Origin of the sequence: Candidatus Pelagibacter sp., assembly GCF_052049835.1 — a bacterium.
GTDB lineage: Bacteria > Pseudomonadota > Alphaproteobacteria > Pelagibacterales > Pelagibacteraceae > Pelagibacter.
On record NZ_JBNGZF010000017.1, the window covers coordinates 12,493 to 36,174 of the forward strand.

Below are 23,682 nucleotides of genomic sequence, written 5' to 3' on the forward strand. Positions count from 1 at the left end.
ATTTAATCTAGGATAATAATTGTTTGGCCAAATTCAACAGGTTGACCGTCTTCAACACAAATTTCTTTTACTACGCCATCTGCTGTTGAAGGAACATGATTCATGGTTTTCATTGCCTCAACAATCATTATTGTATCACCCTTTTTAATTTTTTTTCCAATCTCGACAAATTTTTTTGCACCTGGTTCTGGAGCATGATAGGCAGTTCCAATTATAGGTGAAGTAATTTCAGTTCCTGATTTAATATTTTGAGTTTGAGTAGGTGCTGAACTTGATACAGTAGATGAGGACGAAGTAACTTGAGGTTGATTACTTATTGAAACATTATTTTTTGATACTTTAATTTTTGTATCCTTTTCAGTTATCTCTATTTCAGTAAGATTAAATTCTTTTAAATAATCACTTAATTCTTTAATTATTTTTTTATCTATTTTCATTATGCAAAGTCTTTTGTAATGAAATTATGGCCAAAATATATCCTTCAGCACCTAATCCAAAAATTCCTCCAGTTACCACATCACTTATAAGTGATTTATGTCTAAATTCTTCTCTTTTATAAATATTAGATAAATGTAGCTCGATTATTGGTTTTTTAAATAAATCTAGAGCATCTCTTATAGCTACAGAGGTATGAGTAAATGCAGCAGCATTTATAATCATTCCATCAAATTTTTTCCTAGCATCTTGAATTATATTAACAAGCTCTCCTTCAATATTAGATTGAGCAAATTCAATATCAAGACCAATTTCTTGTCCTTTTTTAGAACAATTTTCTTTAAGTTGATCAAATGTGGTTGATCCATATTGTGATTGTTCTCTTTCTCCTAATAGATTAAGATTTGGACCATTAATAATAATTATTTTATTATTCATTCAGCATTTATATACGATGAAAAAAATAAAAAAAATAAAAATTAAAATAAATGGTAAAATCAAATCTATAACTCAAGATTCTAAACTCTCTGTAGTGTTAAAAAATCTAAAAATACCCTTAAATAAAGTAGCTATTGAGCTTAATGAAGAAATAATAGATAAAAAAAAAATTAATAAAATAAAATTAAATAAAAATGATAAAATTGAAATAGTTCATTTTATTGGTGGTGGTTAATTTGAAAAAAGATAGTCTAATTATTGCGAATAAAAAATTTAATTCCAGATTAATTGTTGGAACTGGAAAATATAAAAGCATGTCTGAGTGCGCAAAAGCAATTAAACTCTCAGGAGCAGAAATCGTAACAGTTGCCGTAAGAAGGGTTAATATTTCAGATAAAAAAAAGCCTCTGCTTATGGATTATATTGATCCAAAAAAAATTACATATCTACCCAATACTGCTGGATGTTTTAATTCAAAAGAGGCTTTGAGAACTTTGAGATTAGCAAGAGAAATAGGTGGTTGGAAGTTAGTTAAATTAGAAGTTTTAGGCGATAAAAAGAATTTATTTCCCGACATGATTGAAACTTTAAAATCTACTGAGGTTCTCGCTAAAGAAGGTTTTAAGGTTATGGTTTATTGTAATGATGATCCTTTAATGGCTAAGCGTTTAGAGAATTCAGGTGCTGACGCAATTATGCCCCTAGCTGCACCAATTGGATCAGGACTAGGCATACAAAACAAAATCAATATTCAAATAATTAGAAAACAAACCAAACTTCCATTAATTATTGATGCTGGCTTGGGTCAAGCTTCAGACGCTACAATTGCAATGGAATTAGGATGTGACGGAGTGCTTGTTAACACCGCTATTGCAAAAGCAAAAAAACCATTTGAAATGGCTTTAGCTTTTAAAAATGCTGTTATTGCAGGGAGACAATCTTACAAATCTGGAAGGATAGATAAAATTTTAATGGGCAATCCATCCTCACCGTCAAAAGGAATTATTTAGTCTTTTTATAATACCTTTTTTTTTTATATTTTTTTTTATTAATCTTTTTATTTTCTTTTTTTTCTGAAAATTTATCTTCTTTATTTTGAGTTTCTAAATTTTTTAATTTTTCAAAATATTCTATTAAGTCTATCGTTTTTTTTGATTTATTTTTAATGTCTATGATGTACTCAGGTATAATTAAAGAATTATCGCTAATAATATCTATTTTCATTTTATTTTTTTTCTCAAAATAAGTTAAGTCATTAACAAAATTTTCTTTAAGGAAATCTGAAATTTTTTCACAAACTTTTAATTCAACAAATTTAGCTTTGTTAATTACAGCTTTTAACTCAACAATTTTTAAAATTTTTTGAGCAAAAGACTCATCTGTCAATGTAACTTTCCATTTTATTGCGCTTTCCCTCAGTCTTTGTCTTGACATCTCAAGAAGACCAAAATTACTTATTCTTCCAATTTGAATTCTAGCTCTATCTGACCTGCATTTTTCTTTAAGTTTTCTTTCTACTAACCTCCTATTTCCATAACTTAGCATATCAATAAAATCTATAATGATTAACCCAGACAAATCTCTTATCTTTATTTGTCTAGCAATTTCTTCTGCAGCTTCAATATTCGTATCTAGAGCAGTGCTTTCAACATTTTTTCCTTTTATTGAACTTCCAGAATTTATATCGATAGAAACTAAAGCCTCTGTTGGGTTAATAACTAAATATCCTCCAGATTTTAGTTTTATTTCAGAGTCAAAAATTTGATTTAATTTTTGTTCGATATTTTCTTGAATAAATAGTGGAATTTTTCCTCTATATTTTTTTACTTTTTTGACATTTGATGGCATCATTGTTTTCATGAATGATTGAGCTTTTTTATAACCCTCGTTACCTTCTACAATTATATTGTTGGTATTTTCGTCAAACATATCTCTTAATGTTCTTTTTATTATTTCACTTTCTTGATGTATTAAAGAAGGAGCAATAGAGTTTATTGCATTTTCTTTTATTTGACTCCAAGAATTAATCAAAGTTTCTAAATCACTATTTATTTCATTTTTTGTTTTATTACTTCCAGCAGTTCTGACAATTAATCCCATCTCTTTAGGTATTTCAATTTCATTTAAAATTGATCTTATTTTTTTTCTATCAGCAGGATTAAATATTTTTCTTGATATACCTCCACCTTTAGGAGTGTTTGGCATTAACACTATATACTTACCAGCAATAGAAATGAAAGTACTTAAAGCTGCACCTTTTTGACCTCGCTCGTCTTTAATAACTTGTACAAGAATTACTTGGTTAGGCTTAATTACTTCCTGAATTTTATATCTTTTAAATTTAAATCTATGCTCTTTCTTTTTTTCTTTTGCATCATCTAAATTTTCTTTTTCGGTAATATTTTCTTTATTATTTGAGTCCTCTTCTATTTGTTCTTCTGATACCTTTTCTATAGGATCATCAATTTCTAGTTTTCCTTCAGCAATATTTTCCTCTTCTTTAGCCTCAACTTCTCTTGAAAGCTCTTCTCTGGCTTTTTCTTCCTCCTCTTTAATTCTTTCTAAATCTGCTTTTGGTATCTGATAATAATCTGATTGAATGTCATTAAAAGACAAAAACCCATGCCTCTCTCTTCCAAAATCAACAAAGGCTGCTTGTAACGATGGTTCAATTCTACTTACTTTTCCTAAATAGATATTATTTTTAATTAAGTTATTTTTTAAACCTTCGTACTCGTAATCTTCAATATTTTCACCTGATTTAAGAACAACTCTAGTTTCGTTGGGATGCGAAGCATCGATATATAAATTTTTTTCCATATTTTTGTGAATGTTAATTTCATTAGTAATTTAATTTTTAAATTTTGTTTAATTTTCTTGCCATATCTTTAACAAATTCCAAGATATAATGAAATTAAAATGAATAAATTTTTTAGAAATATCTTTATTTTAATTACCTCTTTTATTCTGTTATCAGCAATTTTGATAATAAGTGTTTTATGGACTTATTCTAATGATTTGCCAGATTATAAATTTCTTAAAAGTTACAAACCTCCAGTTTCCAGCAAAGTTTACTCTGGTAATGGTGATTTAGTGGCAGATTTTTCAAAGGAAAAAAGAGTATTTGTTCCATTTAATTCAATTCCAAAAAATGTAATTAACGCATTTTTATCTGCTGAAGATAAAAATTTTTTCAAACATCCAGGCGTTGATGCTAAAGGTGTTATTAGAGCTGTAATAAATAATATTTCAAATATTTTATCATCTAAAAGGTTAGAGGGAGCATCTACAATTACTCAACAGGTAGCAAAAAACTTTTTACTAACAAATGAAGTAAGTTTAAATAGGAAAATTAAGGAAGCAATTCTAGCTTTTAGAATAGAGAGAGCTTTATCGAAAGAAAGAATTCTAGAACTTTATCTAAACCAAATTTATCTTGGAAGTGGAGCATATGGAGTAGCTGCAGCAAGCTTAGAATATTTTGATAAATCTATTAAAGAATTAAATTATTCAGAAGCTGCTTTATTAGCAGCTTTGCCAAAAGCACCTAGCAGATATAATCCTTATAGAGATCCAGATATAGCAAAATTTAGAAGAAATTTAGTTCTAAAAAATTTGTTAGATAATAATTATTTAACTTCAGAATGGTATGAAAAACTTACAAAAGAGGAAATAATTTTAAAAAAAAATAAAAAAATTTATTTAGAAGATGCTCAATATTTTATTGAAGATGTGAGAAAGAGTGTAATTGAAACTTTGAGCTACGATAAAGTTTACAAACAAGGTTTTAATATCAATACTTCAATAGATTTAAATTTACAAACAATTGCAACAAAATCTCTTAGAGATGGATTAATAGCATATGATAAAAGAAAGGGATGGAGAGGATCACTTACTAACAAAATTTATAACTCAGAATGGAAAAAAGATTTAGAAAAGTATAAATTAGAAAATTCAATTAATTGGAAATTAGCAATAGTCAAAAAGATAAATAAATTTTCAGCAGAAATAGAAACAGAAGATAATATCAAAGGTGTCATTGAATATCAGAGTATTTCTTGGACAAAGAAAGATTTTAATAAAATATTAAAACCTGGTGATGTTATTTATGTTAAAAATGTTAAAGATAATATTTTTAATTTAAAACAATTACCAAAAGTAAATGGTGGAATTATTGTGATGGATCCATTTACTGGCAGAGTTTTAGCGCTAAGTGGTGGTTTTAGTTTTAAACAAAGTGAATTTAACAGAGCAACTCAAGCTAAAAGACAGCCTGGATCAGCTTTTAAACCATTTGTTTACGCATTAGCTTTAGAGAACAATTTTACACCAACATCATTAGTTCTAGACGCACCACTTGTTTTAGACCAAGGAGATGATTTAAAAATGTGGAAACCAGAAAATTATGGAAAAAAATTTTATGGACCTTCTACTTTAAGGGTTGGTTTGGAGAAATCTAGAAATTTAATGACAGTAAGAATAGCTCAAAATCTTGGTGTAGAGAAAATAGTTGATTTTTCAAAAGCATTAAAAATTTATGATAATCCAGAAGAACTTTTATCCATATCTTTAGGTTCTACTGAAACAACTTTATTAAAACTTACATCTGCTTATTCAGTTTTTGTTAATAGAGGAAAACTTGTTGAACCAATACTGATTGATAGAATTCAGGACAGTGAGGGAAATACTATTTTTAATAATGAAAAAAGAAAATGTATTAATTGCGATCAAATTTCTTATTTAACAAACGATTATCCAGAGATTAAAAATAACTATACGCAAATTTTTTCTTCAGAAACAGCTTTTCAAATGACATCAATCTTAGAAGGAGTTGTTCAAAGAGGTACTGCTAAAAAACTAAAAGACTTGAATTTAAACATTGCAGGTAAAACTGGAACAACAAATAAAAATACAGATACTTGGTTTATAGGTTTTACTTCAAATTTGTTAGTTGGTGTTTATGTTGGTTCAGATAACCCAACTTCATTAGGGAAACATGAAACAGGATCTAAAACTGCTTTGCCAATATTCAAGAGTTTTATAAGTGATTCTGTTAACAAATATGATGCAAGACCATTTAAGGCTTCCAAAGGAACAGTTATGATGGTTGTTGACCCTTTAACAGGTCAAAAAGCAAAATTTAACTCAAAGAATACTATTATTGAAGTTTTTAAAAAAGAGAATGTGGTTGATGGAAAAGTGCTTTTTACAAATTCAGATAGATTAGATTCAAATAATATATTAAAGTTTTATTAATGGATAATAATTATCAAAATTTTAAAGAGGAAGTTGAAAAGATAAATCAAAAAATACAGGAGTATCTTTGAAAAAAATAATATTCATTCAAAACTGCAATCTTTAAATTCACAAATGCTGAGCGCCAATTTTTGGCAAGATAAAAACAACTCTCAAAGAGTAATCAAGGAAAAGAAATTTTATGAAGATTTAACTAATTCATTAAATAATAATATTGAAAAACTAAAAGATTTAGATGATTTGAATCAGCTGGCGCTAGAAGAAGAAAATTTACAAGTTCAAAAAGAAGTTTTAGAAAATATAAAATACTTAAGAAGTGAAGTTAAAAAAAATGAAATTAAGTGTTTTTTATCTAATGAGGCCGACCCTTTAAATTGTTACATAGAGATACATGCTGGTGCTGGAGGTACAGAAAGTCAAGATTGGGCTGATATGTTAAGAAGAATGTATTTAAAATGGTCTGATAAAAAAAATTTTAAATCAAGTTTGATTAGTGAACATAGAGGTGACGAGGCTGGGATAAAATCTGCAACAATTAAAATAGATGGTGACTATGTTTTTGGATGGTTAAAAAAGGAATCGGGAATACATCGATTAGTTAGGATATCTCCATTTGACTCTGGAGCAAGAAGACACACAAGTTTTGCAAGTGTTTGGATCTATCCAGTTGTAGATGAAAATATAAATATAGAAATTTTAGAAAAAGATTTAAGAATAGACACTTATCGTTCCAGTGGAGCAGGTGGCCAGCACGTTAATACTACTGATAGCGCAGTTAGAATAACACACATTCCTTCAAAAATTGTTGTTCAATGTCAAAATGAAAGATCTCAACATAAAAATAAAGAAACATGCATGAATATGTTGAAAGCAAGATTATATGATTTTGAAATAAAAAAAAGAGAGGAAGAAAGTCAAAATGTTGAAAATTCCAAATCTGAAATAGGTTGGGGTCATCAAATTAGATCATATGTGCTTCAACCTTACAGACTTGTGAAAGATAATAGAACCAATTTTGAAAGCACTAGTCCTGATAAAGTATTAGATGGGGATATTGATGAATTTTTGGAACAATCACTTTATAAGTTAAATGAAAAATAATATTTTAAAATATTTTATCTTACTTCTGTCAGTATTAATTATTTTGACAGTGTATCTTAGTACTGTGGGCATCGAGACAGATAAATTTAATGATCAAATTAAAAAAAGAATTTCACTAATAAATAAAAAGATAGATATAGATTTAAAAAAAATTAAATTAACTCTAGATCCTTTTAAACTAAAAATTTATGCAAAAACTGTCGGTACCACAGTATATTTTTCAAAAAGACCTTTAGCTTTAGAAAGCATTAAAACACAAATTTCGCTTGGTTCTTTAATTAAAAATAAGATTTCATCATCTAATATAGAGGTAAAAACTAAGTCAATTTTATTAAATGATTTAATTAAATTTATTCGGACCACAAATAAAAAACCTCAATTATTTTTAATAGAAAAAATAGTAAAAAAAGGTCATGTAATTATAAATTTGAGTTTGAACATCGATGAAAATGGCAATATTAAAAATGATTATGAAATCGAGGGTTTAATAAAGGATGCAAGTATTAATTTTTTAAATAAGGCAAATTTAAAGAATATAAATTTTAATTTCAATTTTCAAAAAGATGATTATCTTTTAAATGAGATAAATTTTAAAGCAGAAGAAGTAAATTTTACTTCAAAAAAAGTAAAAATAAAAAAGAAAAAAAATAGTTTTTTAGTTGATGCTATTATTGAAAATGATCAGTCAAGTTTAAATTTAAATATATTAAAATTATTAAATTTAAGTTTTGAAAATATAATTATTGATGATGCCAAATTTAAAACAAATAATAAAATTTCTTTAGAAATAGATCAAAAATTCAAATTTAAAAATATTATATTAAGTTCTGACATAAATATTACTAAGCTGAAATATAAAAAATTGAAAATAATTAATAATTATTTTCCAGAAGTTGATGACTTAATTTTACTCGATAATCATAAATTAAATTTAAATTTTAAAGACAACAATTTATCAATTAACGGTGAGGGACAAATTCAGTTAAATACTGGAGAATTAGATGAAATTAAATATTTTATAAATAAAAAAGATAAGGATTTAAGTATAAACGTAGAATTATTTTTAAAAAAAATAGTTTTGCAGCAACAAGATTTTTTAAAAATTTTTTTCCCTCAAACAAATAAAAAAATTAATTTGAGTAATCAAAAATTAGAAATTAATTTTAAAAATAATAACTTAACTTTTTTAGGTTCTGGAAAATTTAAAATTGATAAAGAATTTGAAGAGATTGATTATTTTATTGAGAAAACACAAAATAAAATAAGTTTTAACACTAATTTGAATGTAAAAAATACAAAATTTATAATTGACAATATTAATTATGAAAAAAAAGATGATAGCCAAATGTATCTTAAAATTAATGGAGAACTAAAAAAAAATAAAAATTTAAATATTAATAGCTTTGTTGTTAATGAAGGAGATAATAAAATTAAAATTAATAATTTATCTCTCAATGATTCTAATCAAATAATTAAAATTGATAATGCAAATTTAAATTATTCAGATAATGAAAATAAAAAAAATAATTACAATATAAAAAAAGTAGATGACCAAAATTATTTAATTGATGGCACTTCTTTTAATGCAAATTCTTTAATTTCTAATTTGCTAGATAAAGATGATAAAAAAGAAAACAGTCTTTTTGAAAATAATATAAGTATGGACCTAGATTTTGATAAAGTTTACTTTGATAAAATATACTTTGTTGAAGATTTTAAGGGGCAGATAAATATTATTAATAACAAAGTAGAAGAAGTAGATATTTTAGCCTTTTATAACAATTCACAAAATATAAAATTTACAATTAAAACAAATGATCGAGGTGAAAAAATTACTACTCTTTTCTCATCTAAGGCAAAACCATTAGTAGATAGATACAAATTCATTAAAGGTTTTGAAGATGGTAAAGAGGGATATTTAGATTTCTCCTCTCGAAAAAAAGACGGAATTTCATCTTCAAAGTTAGTTATAGATAATTTTAAAGTTAAAGATATTCCTGCATTAGCAAAGTTGTTAGCACTTGCATCTCTTCAAGGATTGGCAGACTTACTTACAGGAGAAGGGATTAGATTTACAGATTTTGAGATGAATTTTACAAATCAAGATAAACTTATGAAAATTCAAGAGTTGTATGCAATTGGCCCAGCAATATCTATTTTATTGGAAGGATACATACAGGAAGATAAATTAATAAGTTTGAGAGGAACTTTGGTTCCAGCGACAACAATTAACAGATCTATTGCTTCAATACCTTTGCTTGGAGATTTACTGATTGGAAAAAAAGTGGGTGAAGGTGTTTTTGGAGTTAGCTTTAAAATTAAAGGTCCTCCCAATCAGTTGGAAACTACTGTAAATCCTATAAAAACTTTAACACCCAGGTTTATTACTAGAACTTTAGAGAAAATTAAAAAAAATTAATTTAATTCTATTTTAATATGTCTTTTTTTTCCAAGGGAAAGTTTAATATAATTATTTTTAAATAAATTTTTATTGATTTCGAATTTTTCATCTGAAATAACATCGTCATTAATTTTTACCGCATTCCCTTTTATAAGTCTTCTGATTTCGCTTTTCGAGTTTTCTAGCTTGGATAATAAAACAAGGTCTACTATATTTATTTTTTCTTCTATTTTGTTTGATTGAATATTAACTTTAGGTAAGTTTGAACCCAGAGTGTTTCCGGAGAAAGCTTCTTTTGCTGATTGCTCAGAATTTTTAGCTGCTTCCTTTCCGTGTAACATTTCTGTGGTTTTATTAGCAAGTAGTATTTTTAATTCATTTATATCTTTGTCTTTAATTAATTCTATTTCCTTAATATCAATTTCAGTAAACATTTTTAAAAATTTAATTACATCTCTATCATCTATGTTTCTCCAAAATTGCCAATAATCATAAGCTGACAAGTATTTTTCATCTAACCAAATAGCCCCACTTTCAGTTTTTCCCATTTTAGCACCAGTTGCAAGCGTAATTAATGGAGTTGTTAAACCAAAGGTTTGATTATTAGAATACCTTTTAATTAGCTCAACACCATTTATAATGTTTCCCCATTGATCTGAACCTCCAATTTGTAAGACACAATTTTCTTTCTTATTTAATTCAAGAAAATCATATGCTTGTAAAATCATATAATTAAACTCCATATAGCTTAGAGATTGTTCTCTATCTAATCTGAGTTTTACACTATCAAATGTTAGCATTCTATTTATCGTGAAATGTTTTCCGATATCTCTCAAAAATGAAATATAATTTAAATCTTTAAGCCAAGTATAATTGTTTACAAATATTGGCTTTGTATTCGGATCATCATTATCTAAAAATTTTTTTAAAATATTTTTGATATTTTTAATATTTTTTTCAATTTCTTCTTCACTTAATATTTTTCTAGTTTTGTCTTTACCAGATGGATCCCCAATTCTTGTAGTTCCTCCACCAAGTAAAACTATTGGTCGATGTCCATTTTTTTGAAGTAGTCGCAAACACATAATTTGCAATAAGCTACCCACATGCAAGCTTTCGGCTGTACAATCAAAACCTATGTAACCTTTTATCTTTTCTTCATCTAATTGTTTAGATAGCTCATCTTCACTTGTGCATTGATAGAAAAAACCTCTATCTTTAAATTCTTTTAAAAATTTATTCATAAGTTTATAGTTACAATATACAAATTTTTTTTAAAAAACATATCAATGAAAAAAAAATTATATACTGCAATTGGACTAATGAGCGGAACATCTATGGATGGTATTGATTTATCTATAATTAGTTCAGATGGATACGATGAATTTTCAAATATTTTAGATGATTATTATGAGTATGATAAAAATCTTCAGGATCAGTTAGTTCGATTAAGAGATTTAGTTTTAACAAAGAAAGATCTTTTACAAAATTCAGAAAAATTAAGAGAATTGGAGCGTAATTTAACTCTTTTTCATGCCGATTCAGTTAATCAATCATTAAAAAAATATAGAGACCCCATTGATTTGATAGGTTTTCATGGTCAAACAATTTTTCATAACCCAAATGAAAAAATTACCAATCAATTAGGAGATGGGAAATTGTTATCACAAATAGTTAAAAAAAAAGTCGTATATGATTTTAGACAAGCAGACATTCAAAATAATGGTCAAGGTGCACCTTTAACTCCAATTTTTCATCATATTTTATCAAAAAAAATTAACCAAAATTTTGATATTAAATTTCCAATAGGTTTCTTGAATATTGGTGGTATCGCAAATGTTACAAAAGTTATTAATGACTCGGATAATTTTCAAAATAACCTTTCTGCTTTTGATATAGGCCCTGGTAATTGTTTAATTGATGAATGGGTAAGAAATAATTCTAATAAAAAATTTGATATAAATGGTGAACTATCTAATGCAGGGAAAGTTAATCAATTAATTCTAAATCAGGCAATAGATAATTTTAAAATAAATTCTTACTCCCAGTCATTGGATATTAAAAATTTTGATGTATCTTTTGCAAGAGGTTTATCGCTAGAAGATGGTTGTGCTACTATAACAGATTTTACAGCATATTTGATCACAGAAGGTTTAAAATATATTGGTCAAAAAAATAGTATTACATTTTTACTCTGTGGTGGTGGAAGAAAAAATAGTAATTTAATTAATCGTATAAAAAATTACATATCAAATGAAAGTAATATTACTTTGAAATTTATAGATAATTATAATTTAAATGGTGATTATATTGAATCCCAAGCATTCGGATTTTTAGCAATAAGATCTTTTTTAAATTTACCAATTTCTTTTAGCGCGACAACTGGATGTAAAGAATTTACAGTGGGTGGAAAACTGGTAGAAAATTTTTAATAAAGTGCTGTTTCTTTTTTTATATATTTTTCAAGATACTTAACTAAAGCTTCACTTGTTTTTGAAAAGAAATGATTAGCTTCTGATATTGCATTAAATTCTACTTTAATTCCTTTTTGAGCACTTAATCTTTTATCTAATTCTGTAATGTATTCTACTGGTACCAATTCATCTTTTTTACCATAAACAACCAAGCCTGAAGTTGGACATGGAGATAAAAAAGAAAAATCATAAACATTTGGTTGAGGTGAAATAGCTATAAATCGGTTTATTTCTGGTCTTCTCATTAATAATTGCATTGCAATTAAAGATCCAAATGAAAATCCTGAAACCCAACATTGTGAATTGTCAAAATTTTCTCTTTCTAACCAATCTAAAGCTGCTGCTGCATCAGCAAGTTCGCCTTGACCATTATCAAATTCTCCATCACTTTTACCAACACCTCTGAAATTTACTCTGCAAACTGAAAAATCATTATCCATAAATGTATGAAAAGTATCTACTACTACTTTGTTATTCATAGTTCCTCCATATTGAGGATGGGGTTGTAATACTAAAGCAATCGGAGATGTATTTTTTTTACTTTTATAATATTTAGCCTCAAGTCTTCCAGCTGGGCCAGGTATAAATATTTCTAAAATTTTGTTATCCATAATCGATATTGATTATTATTCTCAAAAAAAATGTACGTTTATCATAAGTCAGCGACAATATGTTAGTTTTTTTTTATACTCTAAACTTGACCATTTTAGTCAGGTATGTATATAAACTCACAATTTTAGGGTAAAAATGAAACTTACATCAAAAGGTAGATATGCTGTAATGGCATTAGTTGATTTAGCTAGGTTTGATAACATCAATCCAGTATCACTAAGAGACATATCATTAAGACAAGGTATATCTTTAGATTACCTAGAACAGATTTTTTCTAAATTAAAAAAAAATGAAATTGTTAAAAGTATTAGAGGAACTCAAGGAGGTTATGTTCTTAATAAAAACCCAAACGATATTAAATTAACAAATATTTTCCATGCTGTAGATGAGAAAGTAAAAACTGTTCAATGTAAAAAAGAATCTAAAAAAGGATGTAACGGTAAAGCCACAAAATGTATAACTCACAATCTTTGGGATGAATTAGAGATTCACATAAATACATTCTTTGAAAATAAAAGCCTAAAAGATTTGTTAAATAACAATAAAGAAACAAGAGTTTAGAATGGATAACAGACAAAAAGAGATAAATAATTTAAAAGACTATAAATATGGTTTTTCGACAGACATAGAAAATATTCGAGCCCCAAAAGGTTTGAATGAAGATGTCATTAAATTTATATCTAATATTAAAAAAGAACCTGCATGGATGCTTGAATTTAGACTAAAAGCTTTTGAAAGATTTAAGGTATTAAAAGAACCAGATTGGCAGAAACCTAAATTTCCAAAAATAGATTATCAAGATTTATATTATTACTCTGCTCCTAAAAGCATGAAAGATAAGCCAAAAAGCTTAGATGAACTAGATCCTAAACTTTTAGAAACTTATAAAAAACTTGGAATTCCTTTGCAAGAGCAAGCGAGATTAAATGGAATAGCCGTTGATGCTGTATTTGATTCAGTTTCTGTAGCTACTACTTTTAAAGATGAATTAACAAAACAAGGAATTATATTTTGTCCTATATCAGAGGCAATTCAAAATCACCCTGAATTAGTCAAAAAATATTTAGGCTCCGTAATTCCAACAAGTGATCATTTTTTTGCAACATTAAATTCAGCAGTTTTTACAGATGGTTCTTTTGTGTATATTCCAGAGGGTGTTAGGTGTCCAATGGAACTATCAACTTATTTTAGAATTAATGCATCTAATACAGGTCAATTTGAAAGAACTTTAATTATTGCAGATAAAGGAAGTTATGTTAGCTACTTAGAAGGATGTACAGCTCCAATGAGAGATGAAAATCAATTACATGCTGCTAATGTAGAACTAATTGCACTTGATGATGCAGAAATAAAATATTCAACTGTTCAAAATTGGTATCCAGGTGATCAAGATGGCAAAGGTGGAATTTATAATTTTGTAACAAAAAGAGGTTTATGCAAGGGAAAAAATTCAAAAATTTCATGGACACAAGTTGAAACAGGTTCTGCAATTACCTGGAAGTATCCTAGTTGTATTCTTAAAGGAGATAACTCTGTTGGTGAGTTCTATTCAATAGCTATTACTAACAATCATCAAAAAGCAGATACAGGTACCAAAATGATCCATCTAGGTAAAAATACTAAAAGTAAAATAATTTCTAAAGGAATATCAGCAGGTAGTTCAGATATGACATATAGAGGTTTAGTTGATATTTCATCAAAAGCTAAAAATTCAACTAATTATACTCAGTGCGACTCTTTATTGATGGGTAACAAATGTGGAGCTCACACTGTTCCTTATATAAAGAATAAAAATTCTGAGTCAAACATTGCGCATGAGGCAACCACATCTAAGATTAGTGATGAGCAGTTACATTATTGTCAACAAAGAGGATTAAATCCAGAGGAAGCTGTTGGCTTGATTGTTAATGGTTTTTGTAAGGAAGTACTGCAACAATTGCCTATGGAATTCGCTGTAGAAGCCCAAAAACTTGTAGGTATCAGTTTAGAAGGAAGTGTAGGCTAATGCTTAAAATAAATAATTTAAATGCAACGATTGATAATAAGTCTATTTTAAATGGGCTATCCTTAGATATAAATCCTGGTGAGGTACATGCAATTATGGGTCCTAATGGATCTGGAAAAAGTACTTTGTCCAACATTTTATCTGGAAAAAAAGGCTATGAAGTTTCTGGGGAAGTTCTTTTTGAAGAAAAAGATTTATTTGAACTTGAAACAGAGGAAAGAGCACATAAAGGTATATTTTTAGCTTTCCAATATCCTTTAGAAATTCCAGGTGTAAATACTAATATATTTCTAAAAACTTCTTTAAATGCCGTAAGAAAAGCAAGGGGTGAGAAAGAGCTTGATGCTATTGAATTTCTAAAGTTGGTAAAAGAAAAATCTAAAGAACTAAAATTTGATGAGGAAAAACTAAACAGACAATTAAACGTTGGTTTTTCTGGAGGTGAAAAAAAGAAAAATGAAATTTTACAAATGTCATTGTTAGCTCCAAAACTATCAATCTTAGATGAGACTGATTCTGGTCTAGATATAGATGCATTAAAGATTGTTGCAGATGGAGTTAACACGTTGAGAGATAAAAACAATTCATTTTTAATTATCACACACTACCAAAGATTACTTGATTATATAAAACCTGACTTTGTTCATGTTTTAATGAATGGAAAAATTGTAAAATCTGGTGGTCCAGATTTAGCTTTAGAATTAGAGAAAAAAGGATACGAAAATTTTAATTAAATGAAAGAACAATTACAAAAAGATTTTTATAATAATATAAAAAATTTAAGTTTATCTCAAAAAGATATTGAGATAAAAAAATTTTGTTTAGATAATTTTATAGACAAAGGTTTTCCAAATAAAAAAGAAGAAGATTGGAAATTTTCAGATCTTAATCAAATAATAAAAAATAATATTGGAGAACTTAGTTTTTATAATGATCAAGCATATACTAATAAAGTTGATACCTCTGTATTTGTAGATGGATTAGAGCACAATAAAATAGTTTTTATAAATGGTAGAATTGAAAAAATTGATTTTGGATATGAAAAAAAAGATCAAATAGAAATAATTGATCAATCAGAAACTATAAATGAATTTGAAAATAGCAATTCTTTATCTGACTTAAATAATGCCTTTACTAACAAATGTTTTAAAATATTGGTAAAAAAAAGTTATCAGTTAGCAAAACCTCTAATTATCTATCATACAACAAATTCAAAAATTTGGTCTAAAAACATTAATTTACGACTTAATTTTGAACTAGATAAAGATAGCTCGTTAAGATTAATTGATTTGTTTAATGATACATCTGAAAAGAATTTTTTAAATATATTTTATAACTTTGAATTAAAGGAAAATGCTGTTTTAAAAAACTATAAAGTAGATAAATTTGAGAATAAAAATATTAAGTATTCTTTTAATAATATTGATCAAGATAAGAACAGTATTTCTGAAACATTTATTTTATCTTCTGGATCAAATTTTTCTAAAAATGAGATAAACTGTAATTTAAACGGAGTTTATGCATCAGCTTTTGTTAATGGTGTTTTTTCATTGAATAATGATAAACATCACGAAATTAGATCAGTAATAAATCACTTAACTGAAAATACAAAAAGTTATCAACTAATTAAAAGTGTTTTAGATGAAAGTTCTAAAGCAGTGTATCAAGGAAAAATTTTTGTAAATTCAGACGCTCAGAAGACTGATGGATACCAATTGAGCAAAGCAATATTGCTGAATAAAGAGTCAGAGTTTAATGCCAAGCCCGAATTAGAAATTTATGCTGATGATGTTAAATGTTCACATGGTTCAGCTTCTGGTAGTTTAAGTGAAGACTCTATATTTTATTTAATGTCTAGAGGTTTAAGTTATCAGCAATCAAGAGAGCTATTAATCAATGGTTTCCTACTTGATGTTGTGGAAAAAATTACTGACTCGGAAATAAAAAACTTAATAAAAAATATGATTGGAATTAAAGAATGAATATTGATCAGATAAAAAAAGAATTTCCTATTTTTGATGAAAAAATTCAAAATAATGATCTAGTTTATTTAGATAGCGCCAATTCATCTCAAAAACCTAAGATAGTTGTTGATAGAATTAATGAATTTTATACCAAACAATTTTCAAATGTTGGTAGAAGTGTACATTATCTTGCAGTTGCTGCTACTAATTTGTACGAAAATACAAGAACATCTGTTCAAAAATATATTAACGCTAAAGATAAAAATGAAATTGTTTTTACAAAAGGTGCTACTGAAGCATTAAATTTAGTTGCTAATACATTGGGTCAAAGTTACTTGCAGGAAGGTGACGAAGTATTAATTACAGAACTTGAGCATCATTCAAATTATGTTCCATGGCATTTTTTAAGGAAATCAAAAAATATAAAAATTAATTTTGCCGAAATAAATGAAGAAGGTGAAATCACTCTTGAGGAAATAGAAAAAAAAATAACTCCAAAAACAAAATTAATTTCTATTACTCATCTGTCGAATGTAACAGGTGCAATTTTACCTGTAAAAGAAATTACCCAGCTTGCACATTCAAAAGGAATAATTGTTGTAGTTGATGGATGTCAAGGAGCGCCACATTTAAAATTAGATATGCAAGATTTAGATTGTGATTTCTATGCAATTTCATGTCATAAAATGTACGGACCTACAGGTTTGGGAGTTCTTTACGGTAAGAAAAAATGGTTAGAGGAATTACCTCCATACCAAGGTGGTGGGGGAATGATAAATGAAGTTAAAAAAGATAGGATTTCCTATGGTGAATTACCAAATAAATACGAGGCTGGTACTATGGCTACAGCACAAGTAATTGCTTTCGACCAATCAATAAAATTTTTAGAAAGCATTGGCATAGAAAATGTCATGAAACACGAAGCAGACCTAGTTGAATATGGACAAGAGCTATTACAAAAAAATAACTCAGTTAAACTTATTGGAAGTCCAAAAAAAAAAGGAGGGGTTTTATCATTCACTATAGAAGGAGTTCACCCTCATGATATTGCAACTATATTGGATGAAGACGGGGTTGCGATAAGAGCAGGACACCATTGTTGTCAAATTTTACATGATAAATTAAATATTCCAGCAAGTGCAAGAGCATCAGTTGGTATATATAATACTAAAGAAGATTTAGATCAGTTAAATGAGTCAATTAACAACTGTAAAAAAATATTTAATTTATAATGAATTTAAAAGAACTTTATCAAGAAATTATATTAGAACACGGTAAGAATCCTAGAAATCTTAGAAAGACAGAAGGTTTTAATAAAGACGCTAAAGGTAATAATCCACTTTGTGGTGATAATGTTCACGTTTATTTAAAACTAAATGGACAAAAAATTGTAGAAGATGCATCCTTCGAAGGGAGTGGTTGTGCGATTTCAATGGCTTCGGCTTCTATAATGACAGATTTAATTAAAGGAAAAAATGAGCATGAGGCTAAAGAGATTGTTGAGGATTTTTTAGGAATGATTAAGGAAAATCCTGGATTAAAATCTAAGTATTTAAGTGAAGATGAAAAAACTAAACTAATGTGTTTATCTGGTGTTAAGCAATATCCAATGAGAGTTAAGTGTGCAACTCTATCTTGGCATACAATGGTTTCTGCTTTTGATGAAAAAACAGAGGAAGTAAAAACGGAAAATTAAATAATGTCAAAAAAAGAACAGATAATTGAAGAAATAAGAAAAATTTATGACCCTGAGTTACCTGTAAATATCTACGAATTGGGTTTGATTTATGATATTAAAGTAAAAGATGAAAAGTTTGCTAAAATTAAAATGACTTTGACTACACCTAATTGCCCAGTAGCTGAAAGTTTACCTAAAGAAGTAAAAAATGGTGTAATGCAAGTTGAAGGTATAGAGGATGTAGATCTTGAATTAGTTTGGGATCCACCTTGGAATAAAGATATGATGTCAGAAGCAGCAAAATTGGAATTGAATTTATAATGAACCCTATAATTAAATTAAGTGATAACGCAGCATTACGAATAAAAGAGATAATGTCTAATGCTGAAAAAGATTCTATCGGAGTTAGAGTATCAGTGAAATCTGGTGGTTGCGCAGGGATGTCTTATGTAATGGAATATACAAAAGAGTTAAATCCTAATGATGAAGTTATAGAAGATAAGGGAGTGAAAGTGTTCGTTGACTCAGCAGCTATTATGTATCTGCTTGGCACTGAAATGGATTATAAAAAGGAGGAATTGTCCTCATCATTTGTGTTCAATAATCCTAATGAAACTGAGCGTTGCGGCTGCGGAGAGTCTTTCAAAATATCATAAGTTGTATTATCCTATTAATTGCATATCTGTATTGCATTGTATGCATATCTAATGTATAGATTCTATATGAATAAATTTGAGTTTAAAAATCTTGTTAAAAACTTAAAAGACTCTTTAAAGGAGAAAACATTCTTTAAAGAACTACGTAAAGAAGTTGAAACTGGTGCGAACGGCACGCAAGATTACGTAGTCAAAAAAGGTGTTAACAAAGATACAATTGCAACAACTAGACAGTAATTAAATTTATTAGCTACTGTAATACATCTCAAACTCTACAGGATGAGGTGCATGTTCAAATTTGTGAATTTCTTCAAACTTAAGAGCAATGTAAGCATCAATCTGATCGTCAGTAAAGACACCGCCTTGAGTTAAAAACTCTCTGTCTTTATCTAAACTTTCCATTGCTTCTCTTAAAGAACCACAAACTGTTGGTATAGCTTTAACTTCTTCAGGTGGCAATTCATATAAATCTTTATCAAAAGACTCACCTGGATGAATTTTATTTTTAATTCCATCAATTCCAGCCATCAACATTGCTGCAAAAGTTAAATATGGGTTTCCTGCAGCATCTGGGAATCTAATTTCACATCTTGCGCCTTTTTTACTTAATGTGATTGGTATTCTACAAGAAGCAGATCTATTTCTTGCTGAATACGCAAGAAGAACTGGCGCTTCAAAACCTGGAATTAATCTTTTGTAACTGTTTGTTGTGGAGTTAGCGAAAGCATTAATTGCTTTAGCGTGTTTAAGGATTCCACCAATATAATGCAAAGCGGTTTCACTTAATCCAGAATAAGCATCACCTGAAAATACCGGTGTATCACCTTTCCAAATAGATTGATGGATGTGCATACCTGAACCATTGTCACCAGCAACTGGCTTTGGCATAAATGTTGCAGTTTTTCCAAATGAATGTGTAACCATTTGAACAACATATTTATATAATTGAACGTTATCAGCTTGATTTACTAAAGTTCCAAAATACATTCCAAGCTCGTGCTGACTAGGAGCAACTTCATGGTGATGTTTTTCAACTTTAATACCAACTTCTTTTAAATTTTTAAGATATTCACCACGCATGTCTTGTTCACTATCAACTGGTGGCACTGGGAAATATCCTCCTTTAATTTGAGGTCTATGACCCATATTTCCATTTTCATATTCTTTACCTGAATTGTAAGGACCTTCTTTACTATCTAATTTAAATCCACACTCATTCATATCATTTTTAATTCTTACATCGTCAAAAACAAAAAATTCTGGCTCAGGTCCAAAAAAAGCTTTATCACCTATACCTGAAGCTTTTAAATATTCTTCAGCTTTTTTAGCAACACCTCTTGGATCTCTTTCATAAGGATCTTTTTTGATTGCATCTAGAATGTCACAAAACAAAACCACAGTATTATGAGACGTAAAAGGATCCATGAACATTCTTGCAGTATCAGGTTTTAAAATCATGTCTGACTCGTTAATTGCTTTCCAACCAGCAATAGATGAACCGTCAAAAAATACACCTTCATTCAACATATCTTCATCAACTATTGAAGCATCCATTGTTAAGTGTTGAAGTTTTCCTCTTGGATCAGTGAATCTTAGATCCACAAATTCAGCTTCTTTTTCTTTGATAAATTTTAATACTTTTGCTGCACTCATTTTGTCTCCTATGTAATTTTGTTTGGCCTAATTAGCAAAAAAATACTAAAAAATATTGCTTATTTAATAAATAACACCTATGCAATTTTCACATAAGTAGTGTAATTAGTCACTAAAATAATAAATATATTAAACCTGTGAAATCATTATTAAATAAAGAGCCAGTTTTAAGAGCAGAAAAATCGCTAAAAAAATTTAATCCAGATCTTAAAGTGATTGTTTTAGAGCAAACTGCAAGAACAGCTAACGATGCAGCTACAGCTTTAGGTTGCAAAGTAGGGGCAATTGTCAAAAGCTTACTTTTTAAAGCAGGCGATAGTTATGTTTTATGTTTAGTTTCTGGAGATAAAAGGTGTTCATTAAATAAATTAAAAAAAATTTTAAATGAAAAAGATGTTTCAATGGCGAACCCAGAAGATGTAAAAAAAATTACTGGATATACAATTGGTGGAGTATCTCCAACAGGACATTTAACAAAAATAAAAATTTTTATTGATGAAACTTTAAATAGATTTTCTTCTATTTTTGCAGCCGCAGGTCATCCTAATGCAGTATTCGAAATAAATTTTGAAAATTTAATAGCATTAACCTCTGGTGAGATAAAAGAGATAACAGAATGAGACAACCAAAATTAATTGATTATTTTTTATTAACAATATTGTCTCTTATATGGGCTTCTGCATTTTTTAACATTAAAATAGCAACCTATTCTTTTGGACCAATTACAATTGCTTTCCTAAGAGTATTTTTTGGAGCAATTCCAGTTTTACTTTTATGTTATCTAAAAAAAATTAAAGTTGAAGCTTTTTCTAAAGATTGGCACTGGTTTGCAATGATAGGATTTATTAATTTGGTAGCTCCATTTTTCTTAATTGCTTATGGAGTTAAATCAGTTCAGAGTAATTTGGCAGCTATATTAATGTCAACTACTCCTTTAAGCTCCACAGTACTAGCTCATTTTTATACAAAAAATGAAAAATTCAATTTAGTAAAAACTATTGGAATTTTAATTGGGTTTTCTGGAATAGTGTTTTTATTTTCTGACAATCTTTTAATAGATGAAAATAATTTTGTTTCAGCTTTATTGATATTGCTTGGATCAACCTGTTATGTTGTAGGGGGAGTACTAACATTAAAAATAAGTAAGAAAAAAAATGAAAATGTAACTGGATCTATTTTAATTTGGGCAATAATTATTTTGTTACCATTAACATTTTTAATTGAACAACCATTTCAAACCATGCCAAGAACAGATTCTCTAATATCAGCTATTTATTTAGGAATTGTTCCTACTGGTATTGCTTGGTTGTTACGTTTTAGAATTTTGACAACAAATGGATTAATTTTTCAATCTCAAGTTTCTTATTTGATACCAATTTTTGGAACTATTTTAGGCTACATATTTTTAAAAGAATTAATTACTACAAAAGTTTTAATTTCTTTAATTGCAGTTTGCATTGGTATTTACTTTGTTAAAAAAGGTGGAAACAAACAAACTATTTAATTTTTGCCATTGCTTCGATATGTGAAGGCCCTGTTTCACAACAGCCACCAATAATCGTTGCCCCATTTTCTTTAAATTTTTTTACAATTTCTTGTATTTTAATTGGTGTAAGATCTTTTCTTTTTCCTAAAATCTCATTCGGGTTAGTTTTTTTTCCTTGAAAAATAGATGTGTAACTTTCTTCAAGTTTAGTTGTAACAAAACCATTTAATTTGAAACCAAATGGTACATTTAAACTTTTTAATTCTACTAAGTTTTTTTCAAAATTTTCTGGAGAAACACAAGACAACATTACACCTAGAGCATTTTCATCGATTATTTTTTTAATTTCTTTAATATTTTCTCCACTTGGTAATTTTGTTCCTTCTGATATATGGAGTCCAACTAAGTAAGGTTTTTTAAATTCTTTTATAGCTTCAATTCCACATCTAACCTCCTTAATACTGCTCCAAACATCAAAGTAAAAAAAGTCAACATATGGATTTAGAGCCTTTGCTTGACTATTAAAGTTTTCAGTAATTTCACTCTCATCTCTATCATCCGCCTCATATGTTAAATTTTGGGGAGGTATACCGCCAGCAATAAAAGTATTAGGAAATTTCTGTTTTGCAGCTTGAGCGATTTCGCCAGCTTTTTGATTTAAATATTCAAATTTATCTAAAAGGTTATTCTCTTTTAAACGTTTCTGTCGTGTTGCAAAAGTTGTAGTGACAATAATTTCTGCTCCTGCTTTTATGAAATCAAGATGGGTATCTAAAACAAGTTGATGGTAATTTGCATCTAATATTGCATTAGCGCTCCATAATGTTGAATTAGGTCTCATTCCTCTTGCAAGTAACTCTTGACCCATTCCACCATCTAAAATTCTAGTTTTTCTGAAATAATCTTTGTTAATCATTATTTTTTAAAATTAATTTTAGCATTAAAAGAAAAAGATCTTCTTTCAGCATTAATATTAAATGGATAAGCAGTATGCATTAAGTAGTTAGGAAAAATTAATAGATCTCTTTCTTTGGGAATAATATTAAAAATACTTTTACTCAAAAAACCTCTTTGTCCATTTATAAAATCAATTGTACCATTAGTTTTATCTTTTTTATTTTTTAGAAATTTATTTTTAGTCATACCTTTTGGAACTTTTAAATAACCAACGCCAGATAAATCCCCATCATGATAATGGATAGGGTTATATTCATCTTTAAATTGACTAACTACCCATAAATTTAGTATCTTTATATCTTCAACTTTTTTAATTTTTTCATTTTTAAGAAAATTTTTGATATTTTTTTTAATTTCCTTTTCTAAATTTTTTTTTATAAAATTATTTGAAATTTTAATTTCTTTTTTAATCTGACTAGCTAATTTAGAGCTATAATCGTTTTTTTTTGTTAAAATCTTATTGTCAATTTCTGTATTTAAGATATCTAAAAATTTCTTTGAAATTTTTGCTTTCCCAATAGATGGACCAAATGGTTTTATATTTCTCATACATTTTAAATATCTTA

Annotated in this window: 25 protein-coding genes; 17 read left to right on the forward strand and 8 right to left on the reverse strand. The window is 27.8% G+C overall.

The window, feature by feature from the left end:
* Positions 1 to 2 precede the first annotated feature (2 nt).
* Entirely contained in the window at positions 3 to 437 is a 435-nt protein-coding gene (locus ACTT9R_RS06330; RefSeq protein ID WP_440927169.1) for an acetyl-CoA carboxylase biotin carboxyl carrier protein, read from the reverse strand.
* Positions 424 to 873 carry a type II 3-dehydroquinate dehydratase gene (aroQ, locus tag ACTT9R_RS06335; protein WP_440927170.1) on the reverse strand — a complete coding sequence of 150 codons (450 nt, stop codon included), beginning with the start codon at positions 871 to 873 and terminating at the stop codon, positions 424 to 426. Before aroQ ends, ACTT9R_RS06330 begins: the two co-directional genes overlap by 14 nt.
* 16 nt (positions 874 to 889) lie before the next feature.
* Between aroQ and thiS the strand changes: the two genes are divergently transcribed.
* Together thiS and ACTT9R_RS06345 are read left to right on the forward strand one after the other, a co-directional pair.
* Positions 890 to 1,108: a sulfur carrier protein ThiS gene (thiS, locus tag ACTT9R_RS06340; protein WP_440927171.1), complete on the forward strand. Its 219-nt coding sequence runs from the start codon at positions 890 to 892 to the stop codon at positions 1,106 to 1,108.
* Between the two features lies 1 nt (position 1,109).
* Positions 1,110 to 1,883, forward strand: a complete 774-nt coding sequence (locus tag ACTT9R_RS06345) for a thiazole synthase (RefSeq protein WP_440927172.1) — start codon at positions 1,110 to 1,112, stop codon at positions 1,881 to 1,883.
* Here the strand turns inward: ACTT9R_RS06345 and ACTT9R_RS06350 are convergent.
* Complete coding sequence (locus ACTT9R_RS06350; RefSeq protein WP_440927173.1) at positions 1,876 to 3,693, reverse strand: Rne/Rng family ribonuclease; 1,818 nt, start codon at positions 3,691 to 3,693, stop codon at positions 1,876 to 1,878. The genes ACTT9R_RS06345 and ACTT9R_RS06350 overlap by 8 nt on opposite strands.
* 99 nt (positions 3,694 to 3,792) lie before the next feature.
* On the opposite strand from ACTT9R_RS06350, the gene ACTT9R_RS06355 reads away from it, so the two are divergent.
* The 3 genes from ACTT9R_RS06355 to ACTT9R_RS06365 all read left to right on the forward strand — a co-directional run bounded on the left by ACTT9R_RS06355 (position 3,793) and on the right by ACTT9R_RS06365 (position 9,649).
* The gene (locus ACTT9R_RS06355) at positions 3,793 to 6,129 is read left to right on the forward strand and encodes a penicillin-binding protein 1A (protein ID WP_440927174.1); all 2,337 of its coding nucleotides are present in this window, start codon (positions 3,793 to 3,795) and stop codon (positions 6,127 to 6,129) included.
* Positions 6,129 to 7,230, forward strand: a protein-coding gene (prfB, locus tag ACTT9R_RS06360) for a peptide chain release factor 2 (protein WP_440927175.1) whose coding sequence is annotated in 2 segments (ribosomal slippage) — positions 6,129 to 6,197 and positions 6,199 to 7,230 — 1,101 coding nt in all. Because the reading frame shifts where the segments join, the coding sequence is not laid out codon by codon here. Before ACTT9R_RS06355 ends, prfB begins: the two co-directional genes overlap by 1 nt.
* Complete coding sequence (locus ACTT9R_RS06365) at positions 7,220 to 9,649, forward strand: hypothetical protein (protein ID WP_440927176.1); 2,430 nt, start codon at positions 7,220 to 7,222, stop codon at positions 9,647 to 9,649. The genes prfB and ACTT9R_RS06365 overlap by 11 nt, the downstream gene beginning before the upstream one ends.
* On the opposite strand, the gene tyrS is transcribed toward ACTT9R_RS06365, so the two are convergent.
* A complete protein-coding gene (gene tyrS, locus ACTT9R_RS06370) occupies positions 9,646 to 10,875 on the reverse strand; it encodes a tyrosine--tRNA ligase (protein ID WP_440927177.1) in 1,230 nt (409 codons plus the stop codon). The genes ACTT9R_RS06365 and tyrS overlap by 4 nt on opposite strands.
* 45 nt (positions 10,876 to 10,920) lie before the next feature.
* On the opposite strand from tyrS, the gene ACTT9R_RS06375 reads away from it, so the two are divergent.
* Positions 10,921 to 12,063, forward strand: coding sequence for an anhydro-N-acetylmuramic acid kinase (locus ACTT9R_RS06375; protein WP_440927178.1), 1,143 nt, complete (start codon positions 10,921 to 10,923; stop codon positions 12,061 to 12,063).
* Here ACTT9R_RS06375 and ACTT9R_RS06380 read toward each other — a convergent pair.
* Positions 12,060 to 12,704 carry an alpha/beta hydrolase gene (locus ACTT9R_RS06380; protein WP_440927333.1) on the reverse strand — a complete coding sequence of 215 codons (645 nt, stop codon included), beginning with the start codon at positions 12,702 to 12,704 and terminating at the stop codon, positions 12,060 to 12,062. The genes ACTT9R_RS06375 and ACTT9R_RS06380 overlap by 4 nt on opposite strands.
* 148 nt (positions 12,705 to 12,852) lie before the next feature.
* Between ACTT9R_RS06380 and ACTT9R_RS06385 the strand changes: the two genes are divergently transcribed.
* The 9 genes from ACTT9R_RS06385 (at position 12,853) to ACTT9R_RS06425 (ending at position 19,257) form a co-directional block, all read left to right on the forward strand.
* The gene (locus ACTT9R_RS06385; RefSeq protein WP_072091208.1) at positions 12,853 to 13,278 is read left to right on the forward strand and encodes an Rrf2 family transcriptional regulator; all 426 of its coding nucleotides are present in this window, start codon (positions 12,853 to 12,855) and stop codon (positions 13,276 to 13,278) included.
* A gap of 1 nt (position 13,279) precedes the next feature.
* Positions 13,280 to 14,722, forward strand: a complete 1,443-nt coding sequence (gene sufB / locus ACTT9R_RS06390) for a Fe-S cluster assembly protein SufB (protein WP_440927179.1) — start codon at positions 13,280 to 13,282, stop codon at positions 14,720 to 14,722.
* The gene (gene sufC / locus ACTT9R_RS06395) at positions 14,722 to 15,456 is read left to right on the forward strand and encodes a Fe-S cluster assembly ATPase SufC (RefSeq protein WP_075504281.1); all 735 of its coding nucleotides are present in this window, start codon (positions 14,722 to 14,724) and stop codon (positions 15,454 to 15,456) included. Before sufB ends, sufC begins: the two co-directional genes overlap by 1 nt.
* Positions 15,457 to 16,704, forward strand: coding sequence for a SufB/SufD family protein (locus tag ACTT9R_RS06400; protein ID WP_440927180.1), 1,248 nt, complete (start codon positions 15,457 to 15,459; stop codon positions 16,702 to 16,704). It begins immediately after the preceding gene.
* Entirely contained in the window at positions 16,701 to 17,918 is a 1,218-nt protein-coding gene (locus ACTT9R_RS06405; RefSeq protein WP_440927181.1) for an aminotransferase class V-fold PLP-dependent enzyme, read from the forward strand. The genes ACTT9R_RS06400 and ACTT9R_RS06405 overlap by 4 nt, the downstream gene beginning before the upstream one ends.
* Entirely contained in the window at positions 17,918 to 18,382 is a 465-nt protein-coding gene (gene sufU, locus ACTT9R_RS06410; protein ID WP_440927182.1) for a Fe-S cluster assembly sulfur transfer protein SufU, read from the forward strand. Before ACTT9R_RS06405 ends, sufU begins: the two co-directional genes overlap by 1 nt.
* A 3-nt stretch (positions 18,383 to 18,385) precedes the next feature.
* Positions 18,386 to 18,685 (forward strand): SUF system Fe-S cluster assembly protein, encoded by a 300-nt coding sequence (locus ACTT9R_RS06415; RefSeq protein ID WP_440927183.1) that lies wholly within the window; start codon positions 18,386 to 18,388, stop codon positions 18,683 to 18,685.
* On the forward strand, positions 18,685 to 19,020 hold the full coding sequence (locus tag ACTT9R_RS06420; RefSeq protein WP_072091219.1) for a HesB/IscA family protein: 336 nt from the start codon (positions 18,685 to 18,687) through the stop codon (positions 19,018 to 19,020). The genes ACTT9R_RS06415 and ACTT9R_RS06420 overlap by 1 nt, the downstream gene beginning before the upstream one ends.
* Positions 19,021 to 19,086: 66 nt before the next feature.
* Positions 19,087 to 19,257 carry a hypothetical protein gene (locus tag ACTT9R_RS06425; RefSeq protein ID WP_023855029.1) on the forward strand — a complete coding sequence of 57 codons (171 nt, stop codon included), beginning with the start codon at positions 19,087 to 19,089 and terminating at the stop codon, positions 19,255 to 19,257.
* A 9-nt stretch (positions 19,258 to 19,266) separates the two neighbouring features.
* Here the strand turns inward: ACTT9R_RS06425 and glnA are convergent, their stop codons facing one another.
* The gene (gene glnA / locus ACTT9R_RS06430; RefSeq protein WP_440927184.1) at positions 19,267 to 20,673 is read right to left on the reverse strand and encodes a type I glutamate--ammonia ligase; all 1,407 of its coding nucleotides are present in this window, start codon (positions 20,671 to 20,673) and stop codon (positions 19,267 to 19,269) included.
* Between the two features lie 137 nt (positions 20,674 to 20,810).
* On the opposite strand from glnA, the gene ACTT9R_RS06435 reads away from it, so the two are divergent.
* Positions 20,811 to 21,293 (forward strand): YbaK/EbsC family protein, encoded by a 483-nt coding sequence (locus ACTT9R_RS06435; RefSeq protein ID WP_440927185.1) that lies wholly within the window; start codon positions 20,811 to 20,813, stop codon positions 21,291 to 21,293.
* Positions 21,290 to 22,177: a DMT family transporter gene (locus ACTT9R_RS06440; RefSeq protein ID WP_440927186.1), complete on the forward strand. Its 888-nt coding sequence runs from the start codon at positions 21,290 to 21,292 to the stop codon at positions 22,175 to 22,177. Before ACTT9R_RS06435 ends, ACTT9R_RS06440 begins: the two co-directional genes overlap by 4 nt.
* Here ACTT9R_RS06440 and ACTT9R_RS06445 read toward each other — a convergent pair.
* Together ACTT9R_RS06445 and ACTT9R_RS06450 are read right to left on the reverse strand one after the other, a co-directional pair.
* The gene (locus ACTT9R_RS06445) at positions 22,170 to 23,075 is read right to left on the reverse strand and encodes a homocysteine S-methyltransferase family protein (protein WP_440927187.1); all 906 of its coding nucleotides are present in this window, start codon (positions 23,073 to 23,075) and stop codon (positions 22,170 to 22,172) included. The two genes, ACTT9R_RS06440 and ACTT9R_RS06445, sit on opposite strands and share 8 nt — an antisense overlap.
* Entirely contained in the window at positions 23,075 to 23,665 is a 591-nt protein-coding gene (locus ACTT9R_RS06450; protein WP_440927188.1) for a putative 2OG-Fe(II) oxygenase, read from the reverse strand. Before ACTT9R_RS06450 ends, ACTT9R_RS06445 begins: the two co-directional genes overlap by 1 nt.
* Positions 23,666 to 23,682: the final 17 nt, after the last annotated feature.

Bases quoted from the DNA above. Each gene is read 5' to 3' on its own strand.
- ACTT9R_RS06330 (WP_440927169.1), bottom strand. From the start codon at position 437: ATGAAAATAGATAAAAAAATAATTAAAGAATTAAGTGATTATTTAAAA.
- aroQ (WP_440927170.1), bottom strand. From the start codon at position 873: ATGAATAATAAAATAATTATTATTAATGGTCCAAATCTTAATCTATTA.
- thiS (WP_440927171.1), top strand. From the start codon at position 890: ATGAAAAAAATAAAAAAAATAAAAATTAAAATAAATGGTAAAATCAAA.
- ACTT9R_RS06350 (WP_440927173.1), bottom strand. From the start codon at position 3,693: ATGGAAAAAAATTTATATATCGATGCTTCGCATCCCAACGAAACTAGA.
- ACTT9R_RS06355 (WP_440927174.1), top strand. From the start codon at position 3,793: ATGAATAAATTTTTTAGAAATATCTTTATTTTAATTACCTCTTTTATT.
- ACTT9R_RS06365 (WP_440927176.1), top strand. From the start codon at position 7,220: ATGAAAAATAATATTTTAAAATATTTTATCTTACTTCTGTCAGTATTA.
- tyrS (WP_440927177.1), bottom strand. From the start codon at position 10,875: ATGAATAAATTTTTAAAAGAATTTAAAGATAGAGGTTTTTTCTATCAA.
- ACTT9R_RS06375 (WP_440927178.1), top strand. From the start codon at position 10,921: ATGAAAAAAAAATTATATACTGCAATTGGACTAATGAGCGGAACATCT.
- ACTT9R_RS06385 (WP_072091208.1), top strand. From the start codon at position 12,853: ATGAAACTTACATCAAAAGGTAGATATGCTGTAATGGCATTAGTTGAT.
- sufB (WP_440927179.1), top strand. From the start codon at position 13,280: ATGGATAACAGACAAAAAGAGATAAATAATTTAAAAGACTATAAATAT.
- sufC (WP_075504281.1), top strand. From the start codon at position 14,722: ATGCTTAAAATAAATAATTTAAATGCAACGATTGATAATAAGTCTATT.
- ACTT9R_RS06400 (WP_440927180.1), top strand. From the start codon at position 15,457: ATGAAAGAACAATTACAAAAAGATTTTTATAATAATATAAAAAATTTA.
- ACTT9R_RS06405 (WP_440927181.1), top strand. From the start codon at position 16,701: ATGAATATTGATCAGATAAAAAAAGAATTTCCTATTTTTGATGAAAAA.
- sufU (WP_440927182.1), top strand. From the start codon at position 17,918: ATGAATTTAAAAGAACTTTATCAAGAAATTATATTAGAACACGGTAAG.
- ACTT9R_RS06415 (WP_440927183.1), top strand. From the start codon at position 18,386: ATGTCAAAAAAAGAACAGATAATTGAAGAAATAAGAAAAATTTATGAC.
- ACTT9R_RS06420 (WP_072091219.1), top strand. From the start codon at position 18,685: ATGAACCCTATAATTAAATTAAGTGATAACGCAGCATTACGAATAAAA.
- ACTT9R_RS06425 (WP_023855029.1), top strand. From the start codon at position 19,087: ATGAATAAATTTGAGTTTAAAAATCTTGTTAAAAACTTAAAAGACTCT.
- glnA (WP_440927184.1), bottom strand. From the start codon at position 20,673: ATGAGTGCAGCAAAAGTATTAAAATTTATCAAAGAAAAAGAAGCTGAA.
- ACTT9R_RS06440 (WP_440927186.1), top strand. From the start codon at position 21,290: ATGAGACAACCAAAATTAATTGATTATTTTTTATTAACAATATTGTCT.
- ACTT9R_RS06445 (WP_440927187.1), bottom strand. From the start codon at position 23,075: ATGATTAACAAAGATTATTTCAGAAAAACTAGAATTTTAGATGGTGGA.
- ACTT9R_RS06450 (WP_440927188.1), bottom strand. From the start codon at position 23,665: ATGAGAAATATAAAACCATTTGGTCCATCTATTGGGAAAGCAAAAATT.